The sequence below is a fragment of the Candidatus Dormiibacter sp. genome, assembly GCF_050999135.1.
Taxonomy (GTDB): Bacteria; Chloroflexota; Dormibacteria; order Dormibacterales; family Dormibacteraceae; genus Dormiibacter; species Dormiibacter spiritus.
Genome location: NZ_JBPCPN010000012.1, coordinates 1 through 20,429 on the forward strand (window position 1 = coordinate 1; position 20,429 = coordinate 20,429).

At 66.6% G+C, this 20,429-nt stretch carries 21 protein-coding genes and 1 pseudogene; 16 read left to right on the top strand and 6 right to left on the bottom strand.

The genetic code is table 11. The features are described 5' to 3' along the window. The 7 genes and pseudogenes from ACR2MZ_RS02985 to ACR2MZ_RS03015 form a co-directional block, all read left to right on the top strand. Positions 1-116 (top strand): hypothetical protein (locus ACR2MZ_RS02985; protein ID WP_434003604.1); only part of this gene is annotated, 116 nt, incomplete at its 5' end. Next, positions 116-1,295 (top strand): annotated as a pseudogene (locus ACR2MZ_RS02990) (CaiB/BaiF CoA transferase family protein). The gene ACR2MZ_RS02985 and the pseudogene ACR2MZ_RS02990, both read left to right, overlap by 1 nt. A gap of 707 nt (positions 1,296-2,002) precedes the next feature. Beyond that, positions 2,003-2,893: a branched-chain amino acid ABC transporter permease gene (locus ACR2MZ_RS02995; RefSeq protein ID WP_434003585.1), complete on the top strand. Its 891-nt coding sequence runs from the start codon at positions 2,003-2,005 to the stop codon at positions 2,891-2,893. A 2-nt stretch (positions 2,894-2,895) separates the two neighbouring features. Then, complete coding sequence (locus ACR2MZ_RS03000; RefSeq protein ID WP_434003586.1) at positions 2,896-3,867, top strand: branched-chain amino acid ABC transporter permease; 972 nt, start codon at positions 2,896-2,898, stop codon at positions 3,865-3,867. Further along, positions 3,864-4,694: an ABC transporter ATP-binding protein gene (locus ACR2MZ_RS03005; RefSeq protein ID WP_434003587.1), complete on the top strand. Its 831-nt coding sequence runs from the start codon at positions 3,864-3,866 to the stop codon at positions 4,692-4,694. The genes ACR2MZ_RS03000 and ACR2MZ_RS03005 overlap by 4 nt, the downstream gene beginning before the upstream one ends. Beyond that, the gene (locus ACR2MZ_RS03010; protein ID WP_434003588.1) at positions 4,694-5,458 is read left to right on the top strand and encodes an ABC transporter ATP-binding protein; all 765 of its coding nucleotides are present in this window, start codon (positions 4,694-4,696) and stop codon (positions 5,456-5,458) included. The genes ACR2MZ_RS03005 and ACR2MZ_RS03010 overlap by 1 nt, the downstream gene beginning before the upstream one ends. A gap of 25 nt (positions 5,459-5,483) precedes the next feature. Next, on the top strand, positions 5,484-6,758 hold the full coding sequence (locus ACR2MZ_RS03015) for an ABC transporter substrate-binding protein (protein ID WP_434003589.1): 1,275 nt from the start codon (positions 5,484-5,486) through the stop codon (positions 6,756-6,758). A gap of 19 nt (positions 6,759-6,777) precedes the next feature. Here the strand turns inward: ACR2MZ_RS03015 and ACR2MZ_RS03020 are convergent, their stop codons facing one another. Next, entirely contained in the window at positions 6,778-7,167 is a 390-nt protein-coding gene (locus ACR2MZ_RS03020) for a RidA family protein (protein WP_434003590.1), read from the bottom strand. Positions 7,168-7,202: 35 nt separating this feature from the next. Here ACR2MZ_RS03020 and ACR2MZ_RS03025 point away from each other — a divergent pair, with 35 nt between their 5' ends. The 5 genes from ACR2MZ_RS03025 to ACR2MZ_RS03045 all read left to right on the top strand — a co-directional run bounded on the left by ACR2MZ_RS03025 (position 7,203) and on the right by ACR2MZ_RS03045 (position 10,645). Beyond that, positions 7,203-8,180, top strand: coding sequence for an LLM class flavin-dependent oxidoreductase (locus ACR2MZ_RS03025; RefSeq protein ID WP_434003591.1), 978 nt, complete (start codon positions 7,203-7,205; stop codon positions 8,178-8,180). Further along, positions 8,177-8,500, top strand: coding sequence for a TIGR04076 family protein (locus ACR2MZ_RS03030; protein ID WP_434003592.1), 324 nt, complete (start codon positions 8,177-8,179; stop codon positions 8,498-8,500). The genes ACR2MZ_RS03025 and ACR2MZ_RS03030 overlap by 4 nt, the downstream gene beginning before the upstream one ends. After that, a complete protein-coding gene (locus ACR2MZ_RS03035; protein ID WP_434003593.1) occupies positions 8,497-9,480 on the top strand; it encodes an LLM class flavin-dependent oxidoreductase in 984 nt (327 codons plus the stop codon). The genes ACR2MZ_RS03030 and ACR2MZ_RS03035 overlap by 4 nt, the downstream gene beginning before the upstream one ends. Before the next feature lie 588 nt (positions 9,481-10,068). Next, positions 10,069-10,302: a MerR family transcriptional regulator gene (locus ACR2MZ_RS03040; protein ID WP_434003594.1), complete on the top strand. Its 234-nt coding sequence runs from the start codon at positions 10,069-10,071 to the stop codon at positions 10,300-10,302. After that, positions 10,238-10,645, top strand: a complete 408-nt coding sequence (locus tag ACR2MZ_RS03045; RefSeq protein WP_434003595.1) for a hypothetical protein — start codon at positions 10,238-10,240, stop codon at positions 10,643-10,645. Before ACR2MZ_RS03040 ends, ACR2MZ_RS03045 begins: the two co-directional genes overlap by 65 nt. 235 nt (positions 10,646-10,880) lie before the next feature. Here ACR2MZ_RS03045 and ACR2MZ_RS03050 read toward each other — a convergent pair whose 3' ends face one another. From ACR2MZ_RS03050 to ACR2MZ_RS03065, 4 genes are all read right to left on the bottom strand, one after another. Further along, positions 10,881-11,552, bottom strand: a complete 672-nt coding sequence (locus tag ACR2MZ_RS03050) for an HAD family hydrolase (RefSeq protein WP_434003596.1) — start codon at positions 11,550-11,552, stop codon at positions 10,881-10,883. Between the two features lie 145 nt (positions 11,553-11,697). Next, entirely contained in the window at positions 11,698-12,180 is a 483-nt protein-coding gene (locus ACR2MZ_RS03055) for a CBS domain-containing protein (RefSeq protein ID WP_434003597.1), read from the bottom strand. A 3-nt stretch (positions 12,181-12,183) separates the two neighbouring features. Continuing rightward, positions 12,184-12,387, bottom strand: coding sequence for a rhodanese-like domain-containing protein (locus tag ACR2MZ_RS03060; protein ID WP_434003598.1), 204 nt, complete (start codon positions 12,385-12,387; stop codon positions 12,184-12,186). Between the two features lie 45 nt (positions 12,388-12,432). Further along, positions 12,433-13,833, bottom strand: a complete 1,401-nt coding sequence (locus ACR2MZ_RS03065; RefSeq protein ID WP_434003599.1) for a dihydrolipoyl dehydrogenase family protein — start codon at positions 13,831-13,833, stop codon at positions 12,433-12,435. A 308-nt stretch (positions 13,834-14,141) separates the two neighbouring features. Between ACR2MZ_RS03065 and ACR2MZ_RS03070 the strand changes: the two genes are divergently transcribed. From ACR2MZ_RS03070 to ACR2MZ_RS03085, 4 genes are all read left to right on the top strand, one after another. Beyond that, the gene (locus ACR2MZ_RS03070; protein ID WP_434003600.1) at positions 14,142-14,855 is read left to right on the top strand and encodes a Crp/Fnr family transcriptional regulator; all 714 of its coding nucleotides are present in this window, start codon (positions 14,142-14,144) and stop codon (positions 14,853-14,855) included. A gap of 112 nt (positions 14,856-14,967) precedes the next feature. Beyond that, positions 14,968-16,512: a radical SAM protein gene (locus tag ACR2MZ_RS03075; RefSeq protein ID WP_434003601.1), complete on the top strand. Its 1,545-nt coding sequence runs from the start codon at positions 14,968-14,970 to the stop codon at positions 16,510-16,512. 2 nt (positions 16,513-16,514) lie between these two features. Then, on the top strand, positions 16,515-17,315 hold the full coding sequence (locus ACR2MZ_RS03080) for an SAM-dependent methyltransferase (protein ID WP_434003602.1): 801 nt from the start codon (positions 16,515-16,517) through the stop codon (positions 17,313-17,315). Between the two features lie 560 nt (positions 17,316-17,875). Next, positions 17,876-18,421 carry a CDP-alcohol phosphatidyltransferase family protein gene (locus ACR2MZ_RS03085; RefSeq protein ID WP_434003605.1) on the top strand — a complete coding sequence of 182 codons (546 nt, stop codon included), beginning with the start codon at positions 17,876-17,878 and terminating at the stop codon, positions 18,419-18,421. Here ACR2MZ_RS03085 and ACR2MZ_RS03090 read toward each other — a convergent pair. After that, positions 18,354-18,926, bottom strand: coding sequence for a methyltransferase (locus ACR2MZ_RS03090; protein ID WP_434003603.1), 573 nt, complete (start codon positions 18,924-18,926; stop codon positions 18,354-18,356). The two genes, ACR2MZ_RS03085 and ACR2MZ_RS03090, sit on opposite strands and share 68 nt — an antisense overlap. Positions 18,927-20,429: the final 1,503 nt, after the last annotated feature.

Sequence of the window (20,429 nt, forward strand, 5' to 3'; positions counted from 1 at the left end):
ACCAGATCGAGCGCAAGTTCCGCGAGACCCGGCTTTTCCAGGTCGCCCCGATCTCCACCAACCTGATCCTGGCGCATATCGGGGAGCACGTCCTGGGTCTTCCACGCTCCTACTGATGCTCCCCCTCGAGGGCGTCTCTGTCGTCTCCCTGGAGCAGGCGATCGCCGCACCGTTCGCCACCCGGCAGCTCGCGGACCTGGGCGCGCGCGTCATCAAAGGTCGAGCGACCCGGATCCGGCGACTTCGCCCGTGGCTACGACACCACCGTTCTGGGCATGGCAAGCCATTTCGTTTGGACCAATCGCTCCAAGGAGTCGATCACCCTCGACCTGAAGCATCGATCCTCGCTTGAGATCCTGGAACGGCTGATCGGCCGGTCAGATGTCTTCGTCCAAAACCTGGCTCCCGGTGCCGCCGAGCGGATGGGGCTGGGCGCAGACCGGTTGGTCGCGCAGCACCCGAAGCTGATCGCCTGTTCGATCTCCGGTTATGGCGACGAGGGACCCTACCGGAACAAGAAGGCTTACGACCTGCTCGTGCAGTGCGAGACCGGTCTGGTCTCCATTACCGGGACCCCGGAGACGCCGTCGAAGGTCGGCCTCTCGATTGCCGACATCGCGGCCGGCATGTACGCCTATTCAGGCATCCTGACGGCTCTCTATCAGCGGGAGCGGACGGGCCGCGGCACCAGCCTGCAGATCTCCATGTTCGACGCGCTGGCCGAGTGGATGAGTTACGCGGCCTACTACACCGCCTACGGCGGCCAACAGCCGCCTCGGACAGGTGCCAGCCATGCCACCATCTACCCCTACGGTCCGTTTCCTACAGCCGACGGGAAGGCCGTCTTCATCGGGATCCAGAACGAGCGTGAGTGGGTGCGATTCTGCCAGTCTGTTCTGGAACGGAGCGAGCTGGCCGAAGATCCCCGTTTCGCGTCCAACCAGGCTCGGGTCGCCAATCGGAAGGACCTCGATGCCGCCATCATCGCCGCCTTCTCCCGGCTTGACCGGAGTGAGATCATCGAGAGGCTGGAGGCGGCCCAGATCGCCAATGCCAGGCTCAACGATGTGAGCGAGTTCCTCCAGCACCCTCAACTGGAGGCCCGTGGACGCTGGCGGGAGGTGGACTCGCCGGCCGGCAAGCTGCGCAGCCTTCTGCCGCCAGTGATCATGGAGGGCGCAGAGGTTGCCATGAATCGGGTGCCAGCGCTTGGCGAGCAGACCAAAGCCATACTCGCCGAACTGGGGTTGGGTCCTGCTGCGGTCGAGGAGCTGGAGCGAGCGGGCGCGATCTGAGACCGCTGGGGCACGAACCAGAGTGTGTCCCACACGTCTGTGGATCGGGGGTCAGCGCGCCCGTAGCGACTCCCAGGCGAAGCGGACGCCGAGGCGGACGCGCACTATGCTGCCACTGTCTAAAAGCCGCGCCGTACGGCCGTCCTAGCGGGCTGGCACCGAGCCCGGACGGGCGCGGCCGTAGAGCTGCCGCCAGCTGGCCAGCTGACCTCGAACAAACCTGGCAGACCTACTCTGGGTAGCGGTCGGCAACAGCCACCTATTGATGATGCCGAGCGAGCGGAACGGTGTCGTTAGCGCAGACGTCGCCGCGCAGCACCAGCTCATCGGGGTGGTGTGATCCGGCGCCAGCCCGGCACGTCGCGCGGCCGCCTTTCGTCAGCCTCTGACCGCCAGTCGTCGCCGAGCAGCGCGCCAATGTCACCTCCGCCTTGTCGCCAAACTCCAATTCCAGCCGGAGCCCCAACCGAGTCGGGAAGGCTGCCTCCTGCGCGGGCGGCCGTGCCGATTGTGATGGGTCGCCGAGGGCACGGAGCGGCGCACGGGACGGAAGCTACACTCCTCGTCCGCGCAATCGGAAGAGGGCGTTGGCCGTTTGCTATGCTGCCACTCTCGATGGGTTGGCGCAGGGGCACGCGGCCATGGCCGGGATGTGTGCCGCACGCCCACCCGGCCCGGGGCCCCGCCTCGCCCCGGCGGCCAGCCAGATGAGCGAGCTGCCGCAGCTGATTGTCGACGGGCTAGTCAGTGGTGCCGTCCTCGCCATCGCCGCCGTCGGGGTATCGCTCGTCTACGGAATCCTGCACCTGGTCAACTTCGCTCACGGTGACTACCTGACTTTCGGCGCCTACGCCGGGCTCGGCGTCACCGCCTTGGGCCTCAGCATGGTCGTCGCCACTGTGGTCGCGGTCGCTGCCACGGCCGCGCTGGCGGTCGGCCTGCAGCTGGTGCTCTGGGGACCCGTGCGGCGCCGTCGTGCTGGGCTGCTAAGCAGCTTCATCACCGCGATCGGGCTGGCGTTAGTACTCCGTCACGCCATTTTCCTCGTCGTCGGCGCGGGCTCCCGCGCTTACCCGGTGGACCAGTTCAGCGTCGAACGGCTGGGCCCGGTGCGCGTTTCCATAAGCCAGCTCATTGCGATCAGCCTCTCAATCGTGGCGATCGCTGTGATCGGGGTCCTGCTGGCCCGCACGAGCATCGGCCGCAGCATGCGCGCCTTCGCTGATAACCCCGAACTGGCCGCCGTGGCCGGCGTCGACGTCGGCCGGATCGTGCTCGCGACATGGCTCGTCGCCGGCGCCTTAGCGGGGCTGGCGGGGGAGCTCCAGGGTCTGATCCAGGGTGCATTCGACCCCAACATGGGCTGGAACCTGCTCCTCCCGATCTTTGCCGCCGTGGTGCTGGGCACCATCGGCAATGCCTACGGGGCGCTGCTCGGTGGCTTCGTGCTCGGCCTGGTGATGGAACTCTCGACCTGGAGCGTTCTGGGCGGCGGCATCCCGGCCAGCTACAAGTACGTCGTCGCCTTTCTCGCCCTGATCCTGATGCTGCTGGTCCGACCGCAGGGCCTGCTCGGCCGGCGGGCCCGGGCCCTGTAGCCGTGCTTGACCCCGGCTTTTGGTCCTTCGTCGGACTGACCGCTGGCATCTACGCCATCTTCGCGCTCGGCCTCCAGGTTCAGTACGGCCTCGCCGGCCTGCTCAATTTCGGCCACGTCGCATCGATGGCGATCGCCGCCTACACGATGGCCATCCTGGTGGTCCGCTTCGGACTCGCCGAGTGGCAGGCGGCAGCCGCCGGCATCGCAGCCGCAATGGCGGCCGGCCTGCTGGTGGGGCTCACATCGCTCCGCCTGCGCGCCGACTACTTCGCAATCGTCACCATCTGCTTCAGCGAGATCGTCCGCTACGTCCTGCTCAACCGGCAGGACCTGACCGGCGGCCCGGAGGGCACGATCGGTCTGCTCGGTCGCGGCCAGGCGGCGGCCTACAACACCGACTGGGACAGCCTGATCGCTCGAGTCCGGGAGACCGTCTCCTCCGTCACGGGGCTCGACGTCAGCCGAGACATCCTCATGCTTCTCCTGATCTGGCTCGTCGCGGCTGGGCTGCTGCTCGTTGTGCGCCGGGCGTCGGTCATGCCCTGGGGCAGGGTCCTGCGCTCGATCCGCGAGGATGAGGAGGCCGCCAGCTCGGTGGGCAAGAACGTCTTCGCGCGCAAGCTTCAGGCGCTGGCGCTGGGAGCCGCCATCGCAGGCGCAGCCGGTGTGCTCTACGCGCTGCAGTTCTCCTTCTTCACACCTGACGACTTCGAGCCGCTGGTCACGTTCTTTGCCTGGGTGGTGCTGATCCTGGGCGGGGCGGCGCGAGTGTTCGGGGTTCCACTGGGCGCGCTCTTGTTCGGCCTGTTGTTCGCCGGCACCCGATTCTTCGACTTCTGGCCGCTCTCGCTGCTGGATTCGGCCGACCGCGCCTACCTCCGCCTCATCATCATCGGGCTCCTTCTGATTGGCCTCATGTACTACCGCCCCCAGGGGCTGCTCGGCCGCCGCCAAGAGATGCTGCTCGAATGAACGCTTCGCTCCGCGGGGGAACCGGAGCGGAGGTCGACCGAACGCGGCTTCTCGAGGTCCGGGACATTGTGAAGCGCTACCAGGGCGTCGCCGCGGTGGACAGGGCCACACTCAATGTGGCCGAGGGCTCGATCACCGCCCTGATCGGACCCAATGGCGCCGGCAAGACGTCGCTCTTCAACATCGTCTCGGGTTTTGCTCGGGCGGACTCGGGAAGCGTGCGCTACCGCGGCCGCAGCATCTCCCGTCTGCCGCCGCACCGGGTGGCCCGCGCTGGATCGGTGCGAACGTTCCAGCAGCCGCGCGTCCTTCGCCGCCTAACGGTGCTGGACAACCTGCTGCTGGCTGGGCCTCGACAGCCCGCCGAATCGTTCTGGCGGGCGCTCGCTCCGGGGGCCGGGCGGCGCGATCAGGAGCTGCGGCGCCGAGCCCTGGAGCTGCTGGCACTGGTTCGGCTCGATGACCGGGCTGAGGCGTACGCGGGTGTCCTCTCAGGCGGTCAGCGCAAGTTGCTGGAGTTCGCCAAAGCGCTGATGGCGGAGCCACTGCTCGTCCTCCTCGACGAGCCTCTGGCCGGCGTCAACCCCACCTTGCGCGAACTGCTGCTGCAGCGGCTGCGCGAGGTCCAGGCCGGCGGCGGGATCACCTTCCTCGTCATCGAGCACGACCTGGGATCGGTGCTTCGAGTCAGCGACGAGGTGGCCGTGATGAGCGAGGGGCGAGTCATCTTTCAGGGCTCTCCCGAGGCGACCCGCCGTGACCCGGCCGTGATCGACGCCTACCTCGGCTCGGCCGAAGCGATTGTGGCCTCGGGGACGCCGGGCTGATGCTGCCGATGCTCCAGGTGACCGGCCTCAGCGCCGGCTTCGAGGACGTGCCGGTCCTCGATGGCGTCTCGATGACCGCCACGCCAGGCTCGACAGTCGCCATCGTGGGCCCCAACGGCGCCGGCAAGTCAACACTGCTCAAGGCGGTGTACGGGCTGGCCCGAGTGCGTTCCGGCCGAGTCGTGTTCCGGCGCGACGGCGCCGAGCACGACATCACGGGCTGGCCGCCGCACCGCCTGACGGCGCTGGGCCTCAACTACGTGCCTCAGACCGACAACGTCTTCGCCGCGCTGTCGGTGCGCGAGAATCTGCTGCTGGGGGCGACGGCGCGACCGCGGCAGGCGCTGGCGCGGATGGAGCGGCTGCTGGTCGAGTTTGGACCGCTCCGGACGGTGCTCGACCGACCCGCCGGTGCGCTCTCCGGTGGTCAGCGACAGAGCTTGGCGGTGGCGCGGGCGCTGATGTCGGAGCCGGTGCTCCTGCTCCTCGACGAGCCCTCGGCGGGTCTGGCGCCGAGTGCGGTGGGGACTGTCTTCGGCCACCTGGCCCGGCTGCGAAGCGAGGGCCTGACGATCGTCATCGTGGAGCAGAACGCGCGCCTGGTCCTGGCCAGAGCGGATAATGCCTACGTGTTGGAGGGGGGCCGCAACCGCTACGAGGGGCCCGGCCCGGAGCTGCTGCAGGACGCGCGGGTTGTCGAGCTCTACCTGGGCGGCGGGGCACATGCGACGACGCCGGCCACACCCGCGGCTGCAGACCAGTAGGGATCATTCAGGCCCAGGAGGAGAGATGGCAAGAGGCAACCAGCTGATCAGGGTTCTCGCGGCGGTCTTTGCTCTGACGATGACCGCCTGCGGCGGCGCGAGCAGCTCCTCCTCCGGCAACGCCAACTTCACTCTCAAGGTGGGCATGGTGCTGCCCTTCACGGGCGACCTGGCCACGTACGGTCCGTCGCTCGACAAGTCGGCCCGGATGGCCGTCAAGATGGTCAACGACGCGCTGAAGAAGGACGGCATCAATGTCACGGTCCAGGTGGCAGGCTCCGAGGATGACCAGACCACACCCGCGGCCGGCGTGGAGGCGGCGACCAAGTTGGTAAAGACAGACGGTGCGCAGGTGGTCGTCGGATCCATGTCCAGCGGCGTCACGCTGGCCGTCGCGCAGTCGGTCGCGATTCCCAACAACGTGCTGCTGGTCACGCCGACGTCCTCCGACCCGGCGCTGACAACCTTGAAGGGGAAGAATCAGCTGGTCTGGCGGATCTACCCCTCCGACCTTCTCCAGGGCGCTGCGCTCGCCCAGGCGATGGGCGACACCTTCGGCAAGAGCGCCACTATCAACGTAGGGGCTCGCAACGATGCCTTCGGCACCGCCCTGGCCCAGGAGTTCGAGCGAGTTTGGAAGGCCGCCGGCGGCAAGATCGGGCAGGAGGTGATCTACAACACCAACCAGGCCAGCTTCGACGCCGATGCCCAGAAACTCGCTTCCGGCAACCCCACCGCGTGGATGATCGCGGACTTTCCGCCCACGTTCGCCAAGATGGGGCCGGCCCTGGTCCGGACCGGCCAGTGGGCGCCGGCGAAGACCTTCATGACCGAGGCGATGGACAACAACGACTCTCTGAACCAGATCGGCGCGCCTGCCACCGACGGCCTCCGCGGTACAGCCGGCAGCGCCCCGGCCGGGCCGAGCGCGGACGCCTTCGAGTCGGCGTTCAAGGCGGCCAATCCAGGAGCCAAGTTCACGAGCTTCGAGGGCACGTCATTCGACGCGGTAGTGCTCGCCAGCCTGGCCGCCGTCAAGGCCGGCTCCGCCGACCCCTCGAAGATCAAGCTGCAGATGCGCGCGGTTTCCGGCCCCTCCGGTGACAAATTCGGCTGGCAGCAGCTGCCCGATGCCTTCAAAGCCGCGCAGCAGGGCAAGTCGATCAGCTACCAGGGGGCCTGGGGGCAGATTGCGTTCGATCAGAACGGCGACCCCACGGCGGCGACCTACGTGCTCTGGCAGCACCAGGCAGGCCAGACAACCAACCTCAAGACATTCCCCTTTGGCCAGCCGCGATAGCAGAACGATGGGGCCGGTTTCAGTCGGGGCTGAGCTCGGCTTCCAACTCGACCTCTACCAGGTAGCCCTCGCCGATGAGCCCGGCCACGTGGAGGGTTGTGTTGGCGGGCGCGACCTCTCCCAGCATGTCCGCGTGGGCGCGGCTCGCTGCCTCCCAATCGGCGCCAGGAGCGAGGTAAAGGCGGGTCCGGAGAACGTCCTCGGGCGCCCCGCCCAGCGCATTGAGCGCCTCAAGAGACCGCTCCAACGCGACCCGTGCCTGGCCGTAAACGTCGCCCGGATGGAGGGCCCGGCCGTCTGGGCCAGAAGCGGTGGTGCCGCTCACCGCTATTCGGTGCCCCCTTCGGGCCGCGCGCGAGTAGCCAGCCTGCTGCTCCCAGCCCCTGCCGTCTCGGTATCGAGTGGACATGGCGGCGACGTTAGCACCAACACCGACGGCCGATGGTGAGGGCCAGCATCCGCGTCAATAACGACCTCGGGGTGGCGCGCTTCGTGCGTCTGGCCGCCCTTTGCGAAGAGCTCGGATTCCAGCAGCTCTGGGTATCGCACGACCTGTTCTGGCGCTCGGCGCCAGTGCTGCTGACCGCCGCTTTCGGGGCCACATCGCGTATCCATCTCGGCGTCGGCGTATTCAACCCGGTATCCCAACATCCCAGCGAGATCGCGATGACCGCCGCCACTTTGCAGGAAGTCTCCGGCGGCCGCTTCCTGCTTGGACTCGGCGCGGGGGCTGATCAGTTCCTCGCCTGGGCCGGTTTGACGTTCGACCCTCCAGTGGCACGCACCCGCCGCGCGTTGCAGGCGCTGCGGTCGCTACTGGCGGGAGCTGCCCCCAACGCCTGGACCGCCGACGGCCGGCTGCGCACCGGGCCGTCACCGACTCCTATCTACATCGGGGCCATGGGCGCACGGATGCTGGCGCTCGCGGGAGAGATGGCTGACGGGGCGCTACCACTGCTGTTTCCGCCGGAGCATTTCGCCACCGCTGCGGAGCAGGTCGCCGGAGGCGCCCGCGCCGCCGGTCGCGATCCCTGTCTGCTTGATGTCGCCGCTTGCCTCTGGTGCTCGATCGACGCTGACGCCGGGCGGGCGCGACGTGCCCTGGCGGAGAAGATCGCCTACTACGGCGCCTCTTTCGCGCCCCACCTGCTGGCTCGGGCCGACCTCACAGTGGCGGACTTCGAGCCGATACAAGCGGCCATGGCGACCACCGACCTCGACCGTGCCAGTTCACTGGTCACTGAACGGATGCTCTCTTTGGGCGTCGTTGGGAGCCCCGACGACGTAGCTAACCGCTGTGCTGCGCTCGTCCGAGCAGGCGCCAGCCACCTCTCGTTCGGGCCACCCCTCGGACCCGAACCGGAGCTCGCGGTCCGAGCGCTCGGACTCGAAGTACTGCCGGCGCTCCGGAAGCTGGGATGACTGCGCGCCGGGCCGCTTATCTCTACGACCTGCGGGTAACCGTCGAGCGGATCGAAGGCCGGTCGGTCTGCGGCCTTCAGGTCGGCGACTGGTTTGAACTGATCGACTCCAGCCGGCTCGTGATCCCGCCCGGCCGTCATTTCTGTATCTACGCGCTGCAGGCGGTGCTGCCGCTGCTGCCCGCCAAGCAGCGCCGCCTCGCCCCCGGTGACTGGCTGGAGCGGGACTCCCTGGTCTGCTGCCCGGACCCCGAGGAGCGCCTGGTAATGCGCATCGAGCGCACCCGGCGGCGGCGGATCGACCTCGACCGGGTGACGTGACCGAGGTCGGCCTGGGCCTGCGCGGCGACCTCCCTCCGGCCGCCTACCGAGAGCTGGGCGCAGCCGCCGAGGCTGGCGGCTTCGACGTGCTCAGCGTGTTCGGCGATCTCGGCTTCGGACTGCCGCTGCCGGGGTTGCTGCTGGCTGCCATGGAGACCACCCGCATTCGCCTCGGGCCGGCCTGTCTCAACCCCTACACCACCCACCCGGTCGAGATCGCCGGCCAGATGGCCGCGCTGGACCACCTCTCCGGCGGCCGCTCCTACTTGGGGCTGGCCCGCGGCGCTTGGCTGGAGCAGGCTGGGCTGGAGACGCCGCGGCCAGTGCGCACGATCCGCGAGGCCCACGAGGTCGTCAGCCGGCTACTGGCGGGCGATGACCGCGGCTTCGAGGGCCTCGTCTACCACCTCGAACCTGGTCTCCGGCTCCATCAGCCGGTGCTGAGGCCGGCGGTGCCGCTGATGATCGGGACCTGGGGCGAGAAGCTGACCGAGCTGGCCGCCGTCATCGCGGACGAGCTCAAGGTCGGCGGCAGCGCCAGCCCGGCTATGGCCGCACTGGCCCGGGCGCGCCTGGGCAAGGCCCGCACCGCAGTGGTGATGGGCGCTGTAACAGTTGTGGACGAGGACGGTTCGCGTGCACGCCAGGCGGCCAAGGCCGATCTCGCGATGTATCTGGACGTGGTTGGCGGCCTGGACCCCTCGGGTGGAGTGGATCCGGACCTGCTTTCCCAACTCCGCAAGCTGATGAAGGCTGGCGACCGGGCGGCCGCGGCGGCCCTGATCCCGGACGACGTGCTCCGACGCTATGCCTTCGCGGGCACCTCGGGGGACGTCGCGGGGAAGACTGAAGAGCTTTTCGCCGCTGGCGTGCTTCGGGTCGAATTCGGCCTTCCACTAGGGGTCGATGGCGTGGCCAAAGGCCTTCAGCTGCTCAGCCGAGAGGTGCTGCCGCGCCTACCAGGACACATTCGGCACTAAGTCGAGCGGTGAAGAGCCCAACCTATTCCTGGGCGTTCCTATCGATTTCTGGTGCCCGCGCAGGGACTTGAACCCTGAACCTTGGGATTAAGAGACCGGCCACGAACGGTCTGCTGTGTCCTGTTTGGGCCACTTTCGTATTGGGAAGTGGGACCCCGCCATGCTGTCTGGTACGGCCTGGTGCGGCCAACTCCGGTCGACTTGGCTACAGTAATGGCTACAGGTCGGAGCTGCTTGGTTCGGGTCCCCGCGCCCTACCAGCCCACCGTCAAGCTCCTGCTGCCGGAGGGGACGTAGCGTCGCGAGAACTGGTGTAGGTCCGGACGTGCGAGTCCAACATGAGGTTCAACGGATTCCAGTGCCAGAAGTCGGTGACCGGCTCTCCTGGGCCGCTCACGTGCCAACGGCATGCTCGCGATGGTCGCTCTGCTCACCTGCTCGGCCAGCGGTGGCGCGGCAAATGGTCATTGGGCGCGGCTCGGTCCGCGAAGGTCAGTGCGGTGCGTGAGCCCATCCGGATGCAACGAAGGCCTGTCATTACTTCAGGCCCTTGACCTTCAAGTCAACTTGAGGGTGTACGGTCGCTCTGTGATCGCAACGAGGTACCGCATCGGGCAGCTTGCCGGCATCGCCGGCGTCTCGCCTTCCGCACTTCGCTTCTACGAAGAGGCGGGACTGTTGCAACCTGGCGAACGCTCCGAGGCCGGCTACCGGTTGTACGGGCCGGAGGCCGCGGGCCGGCTCCAGTTCATTCGGCGTGCGCAGGGCTTGGGACTCACCCTGGGGGAGATCCACCGGCTGCTCGACAGGCGGTTATCCTGAGCTTCACGCCGAAGCCCTCGCGCAGAACACCAATACGATCGCGGCGGTCCGCGAACTGACCGCCGGCGGCGCGCCGATCTACGCGGAGTGCGGCGGTCTCATGTACCTGGGCGAACACCTCTGTATGGCTGGCTCCAAAGTCCCGCTGTGGGGGGTCCTGCCCTTCTCCACCGCGATCTCGGGCGGGCTCAAGCTCTCCTACGCCGAGGTGCATACCACGGGTGGGCTGTTCGGGGCAGGCAGGCGCGCGCGGGCACCTGTTCCACCACTCGGAGATTCGCGGCGCCGCCGAGACCGGCCGCTGCTACCAGGTGAGAACGTGCAGTGGCGATTTGGGCGATGAGGGCTATCAGGTGGGCGGCGTCCTGGCCAGCTACATCCATCTCCATTTCGCCAGCGATCCGGGGCTGGCGCCTGCGTTCGTGGGCGCCTGCGAGAGTTTTCGAAGGGGTCGGGGCGATGCTTCCGCAAGCAGAGAGACTCCTTAGTCACTGAGCGGCCGTACCGTCGTCGGTGCTCTCCAAGCGCGGCCTGAGCTGGCCGACCAGTTCGAACCCGCCGAGCCGACGCTCTCCGGATCAGGCTTTCAGCAGCGCGCTCACAGCCGCGGTCAGATTGGCTGCAACCACGTCTGGAGCGGGGAAGATCGCATCCGGATAGTCGCCCTCGAGTTCGGTGACGTATGCAGTCTTGAAACCGGACTGTGCTGCACCCAGGATATCCCACGCGTGCGCTGCAACCATCCACGTCTCGCCGACGGCATGGTGTCGCGCGAGACCATAGGCCGCTGGGTGAGGCTTGATATGGCTGACATCGTCCACGGACAGAAGGACATCGAAGTGCTGACGGAGGCCGGCCGACTCGAGTAAGCCGCGCGTCGCCTGCTCGCTGCTGTTAGTCAGAGCAATCAGCTTGGCACCGGATCGATCTGCCGACCGGACCGCTTCTCCCAAGGAGGGCCTTGGCGAAAGCTCATTGAAGCTTTCAATCACGCGGCTCACCTCATCCTTCGTCGCCGTGACGCCCTGGCGGGCGAGCGTGCGCGGCAGGTCAGCCGAGAGAACTTCTTTGAGCGGCTTGTATCCCCCGGCCAGGGACAGGGCCATGGCATCGCGTAGGGACTGGGCGAACCAGAGTTGTAGGGTGCCGGGGGGCGCGCCGAGCTCGCTCAGCCGCGCCTCAGGGGCGCTGAGCGTGAAGCACGTTCCGATAATGTCGAAGATGACAGCCTTCCGAACAGGCTGACTCATCCCTTTTAGATCTTGCCTCCCTATCTGCGCGCGGCGCGATCCCAATGCCTCCTCCTCGGACACCGGTGCGTACCGTTCAGGCTCCCGGCGGAATTTCTCAGCGCATTGCTGGCTATCAACACACCACTCGGCACGGAGCTATTCATCAACAACCCTCCCGCGGTCGAGCAACGACATCGCCGCGCAGTAGCAGGCCTACGAGCCGGCCGTCCGAGGTGGTAATCGGAGCGCTCTCAAGGTTGTGCTCTGTCATGAAGCGGGCCATCTCGTCAATTGCCACAAATGGCCGAAACGTGCTCGGGCCCGGCCGCATTGCGGCCTCCACAGGTTGATCCGGCTCCTTCGACAATTCCTTCGACCGCAGCAAGCCCAGGACGACTCGCTCCCCGCTGACGACGACCGCTGCATCCCAGCCCTGCCCCCGCACCCGGTTCGCTACGTCTCGAAGCCTCTCCTTGATGCCGCAGGTTGGCACTTCCTTGCGGGACACGTCACCTGCTCGAGGACGACTGGCGTTGGTCCCCTCAGTGGGAAGACCGGCCGCCAGCCAATCAAGCTTGCCGTTCTCGTAGTCGTACACATCGCCGAATCCGAGACTCTCGAGCCGCCACGCGGCTCGCGGGGACATGTCTCAAGCTGTGTCCCAGCAGTACACGATGACGGGTCTGTTGCGGTCTAGCTTTTCCACTCCCTGGTCCTCAATGTGCCTGAGCGCAAGGTGGATAGCGCCAGGAAGGTGGTCCTCCTCGTACTCGGGGCTTGGCAGCACCTCAACCAGCTGCGCGCCCGCCCTCACCATACGCTGAACCTCTTCACGATCGATCGACTTGGGCATCGTTTCCGACTCCTTCCCGGCGTAGCGCCGGCCAGCGGTGGATTGCTATTTGCGATTGACCCTATGAATGAGCCAGCCGGTGATGCGCCCGCGCACACCAGACGTGGCGCGATCGATGGAGGCATCGCCGGCCAGCTGTTGGATCGCCGAGCCGTATGTCGGATATACGTGGATCGCTCGTGCGAGGTCACCGATGCGCGCACCCGACTCGATTGCCAGCGAAAGCTCGTTGATCAGTTCGCCAGCGTGCGGCGAGACGATCGAGGCCCCGGCGAGGCGTTTGCCGTCAAGGTAGAGCTTGACGAAGCCACGCTTGGCGCTCTCCGTTTCTGCGCGGTCGACGCGGCTGAGGTCGACATGATGCTCGTGCAAGTCACGCCGCCCACTCGTCGACTCGCCAGAAGTCGTTCCAACCTGACCGACAGCGGGATCGGTGAACACAGTCCAGGGGAGTCCTTCACGAACACCGTTCACCGATCCAGGCAGCAGCGCGTTTCGGGCCGCCGCATAGCCTTGCCAGCCCGCATAGTGGGTGAACTGCAGACCTCCGGTGACATCGCCGGCGGCATAGACGCCGTCGGCTGTCGTCGCAAGCCGCCTGTCAACGCTGATGGCGGCATTTCGGACCTCGATCCCAGCTCGCTCCAGGTCGAGACCTGCGATGGTCGGCCGACGACCGGTCGCGACGAGGATCGCATCGCCTTCGAGTTGGGTGCCACCTGTCTCCACCACCACCTGCGGTCCCCGCCGTGATACCCGCTCGACCGGCGCTCCGAGACGAAGATGTATACCCTCATCGGAGAAGACCTGGGCGAGCAGAGCGCTTGCGTCCGGGTCCGCCACCGGCAGAAGCCGGTCAACCTGATCCAGTAAGGTCACCTCCGAGCCGAGGCGCGCGCAGGCCTGCGCCAGCTCTGCCCCGATTGGCCCACCACCGAGGACGATCAGCCTGCGGGGGAGGCATTCCAGCTCGAAGATAGTGCGGTAAGTGAGTGCATGGACCCCCTCGATCCCCGGCACCGAGGGCATCGCGGGGGATGCCCCCGTGCATACGATCACTTTTGGGGCAGTCAGCGTTCGGCCACCGACCGTGATCGTATGGCGATCGCGAAATCGTGCGGCGCCCTGGACAACATCCACACCAATGGTTGCCAGGTCTTCCGGTGTTTCGCGGGCGGCGACGGCCGCCATAGCCGATCTGACGTGGAGAGCTACCGGCGGGTAGAAGCTTGCGGCGTTCGAGATCCACGGGGATGTTGCGGCGGCGTACGAGACCGCGGCCGCATGGATGAGGGCTTTGCTTGGAACGCATCCGGTCCAGGTGCAGTCACCTCCGAGGCGCTCTGATTCGATGAGTGCAACTCGCGCGCCGAGCCGCGCTGCCGTAGTGGCGGCGACCAGTCCTGCCGAGCCGCCGCCAAGAACGAGGAGGTCGTAGTCACTCATCTCGACCTCCACTATCGCCGAAGAGGGTGGCCACAATCGTGACCGGTATCACATAGAGTGCTGCGTTAGCTCGCTTACGCTCACGACATCTCGGGTTCCGGAGCAGGCCTGCACGACGCCGGGCAGAATCCAGCGGGTGGCGACTTTCACCCCGCCCTCGCTCCGCAATTGAGTTGCCATTTTAAACGCCTCCATTAGTTCTCGATGAGGCGGGGAGACCGGCCTACCACCGAGTCTGGAACTGATGGCGGCCTCCTTTGTGATCGGCGTCACGATTCGGTCGAGAGAATTGGTGCAGTCTTGAGGCCATGCCGGACAAGATCTGGTTCCTTCGCCGCCTGAACCTGTTCGAAGGCATGGCCCACGAAGAGATCGAGGAGATCTCACGCGAGCTGAAGATGCGGTCCTGCGCAGCTAGGCATTCGCTCATCACTGATGGCGGCGACCGGGTGTACCTGCTGAAGCAAGGCCGAGTCAGGCTGTACCACCTGACGTCTGATGGGCAGGAGGTCACGACCGCGGTCGTGACCCCGGGCCAGCTCTTCGGCCTCGCGGCCTTCATCGGAGTCGATGGAATGGCAACCCACGCAGAGGTCCTCGAGGAGAGCTATCTCTGTGAAGCCGGCGCACAGGACTTCCTCGCAATGCTGGCACGGCACCCGTTGCTCATGGCGCGAGTGGTGATGGTCATGGCCCGGCAGATCTTCCGGCTCGAGCAGACGATTGAGAGCATGGCCTCCCAGTCGGTGCCGCAGCGGCTGGCCGGCCTTCTTCTGGAGGCAATGGCCGACGGAGAGACGACTGACGAGGGGATCCTTCTGCACAGGCAGAGCCAGGACGAGCTGGCCAAACTGGTCGGCACCACCCGTGAATCGGTTTCCCGGAGCCTGGGCGTATGGCGAGAGGGGCGCTTGATAAAGATGCGGGGTCGTCGAATCGTCGTTCTGGACCCTGAGCGCCTCCGCCGGGCGGCCGACGCGCCGAGCCAGCACAACGGCCACCGCGAAGCCCGACGGGCTTGACTTCTCAGCTAGACCCCGTGCGCGCAGAGTCAGTCGACGCCAGCTCCCGAGCACGGGCAAACGTGATTTGGATCACCGAATCCGACAGCCCCAGGGACGTAGCGTTCGGTCGGTGAGCCGTGAAACCGCTGCTTCGCCCGGCGAGAGCTCGCGGCTGCAGACCTTGCCCAAGGCAGACGCTGCGGCGAGGCTGAAGCGCGATTCCGACTACGTCTTCTACGAACTGACTCGCAGCATCTGCCCGGAATGCAGGCGACCGATCGATGCCAAGGTTCTCCTTCGCTCGGGAAAGGTGTTAATGCACAAGCGCTGCCCGGAGCACGGCGAGTTCGAAGCGCTCGTCTACGGCGACGCCGAGGCCTACGTCCGGAATTCCCGCTTCAACAAGCCGGGCAGTATCCCACTCGCCTTCAGCACTGAGATTCGGAACGGCTGCCCGCACGACTGCGGCCTCTGCCCGGATCACCAGCAGCATGTCTGCCTCGGGATCATCGAGGTCAACAGTGCATGCAACATGGAATGTCCGCTCTGCTTTGCGGATGCCGGGCCAGGCTTCAACCTGACCCTGGCGGAGGTGGAGGAGATCCTCGACCATCTCGTTGAAACCGAGGGCAGCCCCGAGGTTGTGCAGTTCTCGGGCGGGGAGCCGAGCATCCATCCGCAGATCGGGCTGATGCTACGGGCTGCCAGGAAGCGAGGGATCCGGCACGTGATGCTCAATACCAATGGCAAGCGAATCGCGCGCGACGACCGCTTCCTCGCCGAACTCGCCGAGATCCGCCCCTCGATCTATTTTCAGTTCGACGGTTTCTCCGAGAACACCTATCAGCGGCTGCGCGGCGAACCCGGAATCCTGCCCGAGAAGCTGCGAGCCCTCGACCGGCTGGCCGAGATCGATTGCGGCGTCATCCTGGTCCCGGCGGTGGAGCGCGGGGTCAACGAGCACGAAGTGGGGGCGATCGTGCGCTTCGGACTTGACCATCCAGCAGTCCGGGGCATCAACTTCCAGCCCGCCTTCCACGCCGGCCGTCATGGTGACCACCAAGCGCTGGAGCGGATGACCATCCCAGACGTTGTTGACCTCATTGAACAGCAGACGTCAGGACTCTTCGTCGCCACCGATTTCGTACCTGTGCCCTGCTGCTTTCCGACCTGCAACTCGGTCAGCTATGGGTGGGTCGACGGCGACCAGGTGATCCCGCTAGCGCGGCTGCTCGACGTCGAGTCCCATCTCGACTACATCACCAATCGTGCAGTTCCCGATCTGAGCGAGGACATCCGCCATGCGCTCGAAGGTCTCTGGTCGTCGTCCGCAGTACCCGGCGGGGAGAAGGCTGCGAACGATTTCGCCCTCTCCTGCGCATCCTGCGACCTCGGCACGATCGACCTCGGCGAGATCGGGAGGCGGATGTTCATGATCATGCTCCAGGACTTCATGGACGCCTGGACGTTCAACCAGAAGAATCTCATGAAGTGCTGCAAGGAGTTCCTCCTGCCGGGCGGGCTCCAGGTTCCCTTCTGCTCCTACAACAGCGTCGGGTACCGTGAGCAGGCGCGGGCGCAGCTGGTGGCGCGGGAGCGCGAGCGCCGCCTGGCCAAGCGCGAGGGACGCCACTTTGAGCCCGTGGCCCTGACCTTCGACTTCCCGCGGCCCTGATCGTGCCCCCGGTCGCAGAGAGCCAGGCGATCAAGGCGTGCTGTGCGACCGTGTATGGGAGCGAGTGGGCGCGCCTGCTGATCGGCGATTCGATGCATCCTGGCGGCGCTGCACTTACCGAGCGGCTGGGGAGCCTCATCGATTTGGGGACGGGGTCGCGCGTGCTCGATGTCGCCTCGGGCCGGGGGGCTTCGGCACTGACATTGGCTCGGCGGTTCGGGTGCGAAGTGGTGGGAGTCGATCTCAGCCCGGCCAATGTCGCCTTCGCCCGCGAAGAGGCGCGCCGGTCCGGTCTCGATCGGTCGGTCAGGTTCGAGGTGGCCGACGCGGAGCTGCTCCCCTTTGACGGCGGTGAATTCTCCGCGGTGATCTGCGAATGCGCCTTCTGCACCTTCCCCACCAAGGCCGTCGCCGCCAGCGAGATGGCGCGTGTCCTTGCATCGGGCGGACGGGTGGGGCTCGGCGATCTCACCCGCTCAGGGGCCCTGCCGCGCGAGCTGGAGGGGCTGCTGGCCTGGGTGGCCTGCATCGCCGACTCCGGGTCCGTGGCGGACTACGTGACCTGGCTTGACGGCGCGGGTCTGTCGGTGGAGGTGACCGAGACCCATGACCAGGCACTCGTGGAGATGGTTGAACGGATTCGGGCCCGGATCTTGGCCGCGGAACTCGCGGTCGCCCTCCGGCACCTTGCGCTGCCAGGAATCGATCTGGGCAACGCGCGGGCGGTGGTGCGATCCGCTCTGGCGACGATCCGCTCGGGCGGCCTGGGTTACGCGGTCGTGACCGCGAGGAAGCCGGTCTGAGCGGTGTCGTTTCACCCTGGCCGTCAGCCTCGCGCCAACGGATACAACGACGACGCAATGGGTGTTGCCGCCCTGGCTGGGGCGGCAGTGACCAGACACCGGCGGTTCGAGATCGCCCGGGGCGTTTTGCGACCCTCATCTGCTCGCCGCCATCCCTGACACTCGCAGCCACGATCACCACACCCTCCACCAGCGGCATCCTGGCCGCGCCGGCCAGCGCGACCCTCGCGATCGTCCTGCAGGCTTCTGGTGTCAAGGTCCGATCGGCGACAGTTTGGGGAGTCGGAGCCGAGGGCGTGATACTTCCCGCAGTGGACGTCGATCGCAGAATCAGAGCGAAATGGGCTCGCCGGCTGTATGCGGTCTCTTCCGGTCAGCGTCCGCCGATCGAAAGGCGCTCGGACTCGAGGCTGTTCGTCGATGGCGTCCTCCTCAATCTCAAGCGAGAGAGGTATCGGCCGTCGGCCTGGGGGCGCTTCGTTGTCGCCTCGTCCATCCGTTCTCTGGAGCAGATCGCCGAGCATGAACGCGCCTCGGTAGAGATCGTCGGAATCTTCGCGATGCTGGTGATCCTCCGCGGTGGGCGCGCTCGCACCGCCGCAGCCTGCCTGCTCGCAATCACGCATCTCGGGCTCCTCGGAGACCGTCGGTCGATCGGCCTGGCCAATGCGTTGAGCCTTTTTCGAGCCAGTCTCCCCGTCCGTCGATGGGCGGTGCTCACCGCCGTAGGAACCGACCTCGCTGACGGTCTTGTTGCCCGCCGCGCTGGCCCGACTGCATTCGGCTCCTACGCCGATCCCCTCGCGGATCTCGCCTTCTGGACCGCGGTTGCGCTTTGTGGACCGATTGGACGCCCGGAACGGCTTGCAATCCTGGGTCTATGGACCGTCCCGGCAGCGGCCATCACGGCCGGGTATTTTGTGGCCGGTCGCTCAATCGACTATCCAAGGCCGGTCCTTGTCCGCCGTGCGTCTGCAATCGCTCAGGCCCTCCTTGCTCTTCGGTTGATTCTGCGAGTGGACCACCGAGAGCGGGCGTTCACCCGGCTCGGCGGACGCGGGCCTTTTCGATCGGCGACTGAACGCATGTCAGCAGCACGTACATGAAGCCCGCCAGCAGGAGGCCTGAAGTGCTGCGCCGCCGCAGCGCCCACCCGGCGGTGCCCAGGGCGTAACCCGTGTAGATGGGATCGTCGAGCAGCCGGTAGATTGCGGCCGCGGTTGGCTCGACGGGCGGCCGAAACTGGTCGAGATTGATGAGGGCGCCCAAACCCAGTTCCCTGAAGCCGAGGACCGTGAACAGGACCCCGCCCCCCCGCAGGAGCGCCCCGACTCGCGAGGCAAGAAAGGGGGGGACTGGTAAATCGCCGTTCGGAACTGACCGCGACGTTGCGAGAAAGGCGATCCAGGGCGGGATGATCAAGCCGGCATGGGCGAGCGCGGCCCAGCGCCCGAAGACCCTTGTGTGCAGGCACCAGTGCTGCTCGGCCCTGACGCTGGCGCTGTTGACGGCGACAGCTACAAGGAGTGCGGTGAATGGCCGCCACCCACCCGGCGCACGTCGCGCACTCACGCCACGGTTCAGCGTCATCGCCGGTCGTGCCAGGAGCATATGACGATCACTGTGGCAAAGCCATTGTGGCGCCGATTATGGACGGTGGACGGCAAACCACCTCGCGGCGCCCACGCCAAGCAGCGCTCGATCACCAGCGGCAGGCTGCAGCAGACAGCCGCCAAGGCCACCAGCAGGACTGGGTGGCCGGGGTCCCGGAGTCCGCCATCGGCGCAGGCTTCCGCGTGGACGGGATGCTCCTCATCCCCAGTCCCGTCCAATGCGGGCGGCAGGTGACGAGTCGAGTCGGCATGGCGCGCACGAGTCGGGCGCGTCGTCCAAAGAGTGCCGCAGACCTCCAATCGGAGTTGAGCGCCGAAGCGTCCAGGTGCAGGGGACCGGGCCGGAGCACCGCCAGGCGAATCGGCCCTGTGCTCTCCTTCGGCAGGGCCCGTGGGGGCGTGCTCGGGGTCGATCAGCCACTGGACCATCACCCCGCTCACAAGCGCTTGGTGCAGAGACCCCACCGCCTTCGCGCCTCACGCGCGCACCCAACCGGAGACCAAGGCGCCCTCGTCTCCGGGGTTTCGGGTACTGCGCCTCGCCTAGCCTAGCCGGGTACCGGAGGCGCGCGCCTCTTTACAGTCGGTGTTGAAAATTGGTGCGCCCGGAGGGAATCGAACCCCCTGCCTTGCGGTCCGGAGGTCGTCCTAGCCCCCTTCCATGGAGCGATGTCGTATTCGCAGAGTGCCGCTGCCGCCCGTCGTTTGACGCGATTTCGCACCCCAATTGCTGCACGGCCGAGGCTGGCGAGCGAGTGAAGGCCGACCGACGGACGTCTTCAGGCTCTGTCGCTTCAATCCCAGACCTGGGACACCTGCATTTGCGCCCCGAAGACACCATTGGACGTTACGCGGAAGCTGTTGTCCATTGGCCGCAATCTCGCTGTCTTCACCCGGTTGCCCGTGGGGTCCTAAAGAAAGCGCAGAGCCGTAAGCCTCGAATTGGTGCCGTCTGGAGTTGGCAGGTAACGAATCGGCCATTAAGCGTTCCACATTCACCGCCGTGACCACGTGATTCCCCGTGGGCCAGCGCCCGACCCCCGGCACGGCGCCAAGCCAACACTGCTGGGAATGCCGGTGTGCACGCAGCTCCGGTTGTTCATGCGTTGGAAGCAGCTCGCTTACGGATCCAGCGGCGGCAGCCCGAGGTACCGAGGTTGATCAAACTCGCCAGGGTAGCGAGCTCGGGCAGGTTGCCAAGCCAGACATTACAGGGCATCCCTGGCGACGAATGTGGATCAGCGGTCCGACGTGCTGATCGGCTGGTGCGGCCCTGGAGTCGTGAGCGGCCGGCTGCCTGCAAACGACCGTCGAAACCATGGTTGTTGAGGAGCAGCTTTGACGGAGTGCCGATGTTCCCTCTGCCGCTCTAGACTGAACAGCGCACGAGATCCCGCGACAGTCGCGGCTCATCGTGGGCGCACCTTGCCGGCACCATAGACCAGCTCGGCCGGGGGGTGCCCGCGGTTCCTCCGGCCGGTGTGTGCGCGCTCGAAGTTGT

Bases quoted from the DNA above. Each gene is read 5' to 3' on its own strand.
- ACR2MZ_RS03085 (WP_434003605.1), top strand. From the start codon at position 17,876: ATGCTGGTGATCCTCCGCGGTGGGCGCGCTCGCACCGCCGCAGCCTGC.
- ACR2MZ_RS03010 (WP_434003588.1), top strand. From the start codon at position 4,694: ATGCTGCCGATGCTCCAGGTGACCGGCCTCAGCGCCGGCTTCGAGGAC.
- ACR2MZ_RS03020 (WP_434003590.1), bottom strand. From the start codon at position 7,167: ATGTCCACTCGATACCGAGACGGCAGGGGCTGGGAGCAGCAGGCTGGC.
- ACR2MZ_RS03090 (WP_434003603.1), bottom strand. From the start codon at position 18,926: ATGCTCCTGGCACGACCGGCGATGACGCTGAACCGTGGCGTGAGTGCG.
- ACR2MZ_RS02995 (WP_434003585.1), top strand. From the start codon at position 2,003: ATGAGCGAGCTGCCGCAGCTGATTGTCGACGGGCTAGTCAGTGGTGCC.
- ACR2MZ_RS03050 (WP_434003596.1), bottom strand. From the start codon at position 11,552: ATGAGTCAGCCTGTTCGGAAGGCTGTCATCTTCGACATTATCGGAACG.
- ACR2MZ_RS03005 (WP_434003587.1), top strand. From the start codon at position 3,864: ATGAACGCTTCGCTCCGCGGGGGAACCGGAGCGGAGGTCGACCGAACG.
- ACR2MZ_RS03015 (WP_434003589.1), top strand. From the start codon at position 5,484: ATGGCAAGAGGCAACCAGCTGATCAGGGTTCTCGCGGCGGTCTTTGCT.
- ACR2MZ_RS03070 (WP_434003600.1), top strand. From the start codon at position 14,142: ATGCCGGACAAGATCTGGTTCCTTCGCCGCCTGAACCTGTTCGAAGGC.
- ACR2MZ_RS03030 (WP_434003592.1), top strand. From the start codon at position 8,177: ATGACTGCGCGCCGGGCCGCTTATCTCTACGACCTGCGGGTAACCGTC.
- ACR2MZ_RS03060 (WP_434003598.1), bottom strand. From the start codon at position 12,387: ATGCCCAAGTCGATCGATCGTGAAGAGGTTCAGCGTATGGTGAGGGCG.
- ACR2MZ_RS03065 (WP_434003599.1), bottom strand. From the start codon at position 13,833: ATGAGTGACTACGACCTCCTCGTTCTTGGCGGCGGCTCGGCAGGACTG.
- ACR2MZ_RS03055 (WP_434003597.1), bottom strand. From the start codon at position 12,180: ATGTCCCCGCGAGCCGCGTGGCGGCTCGAGAGTCTCGGATTCGGCGAT.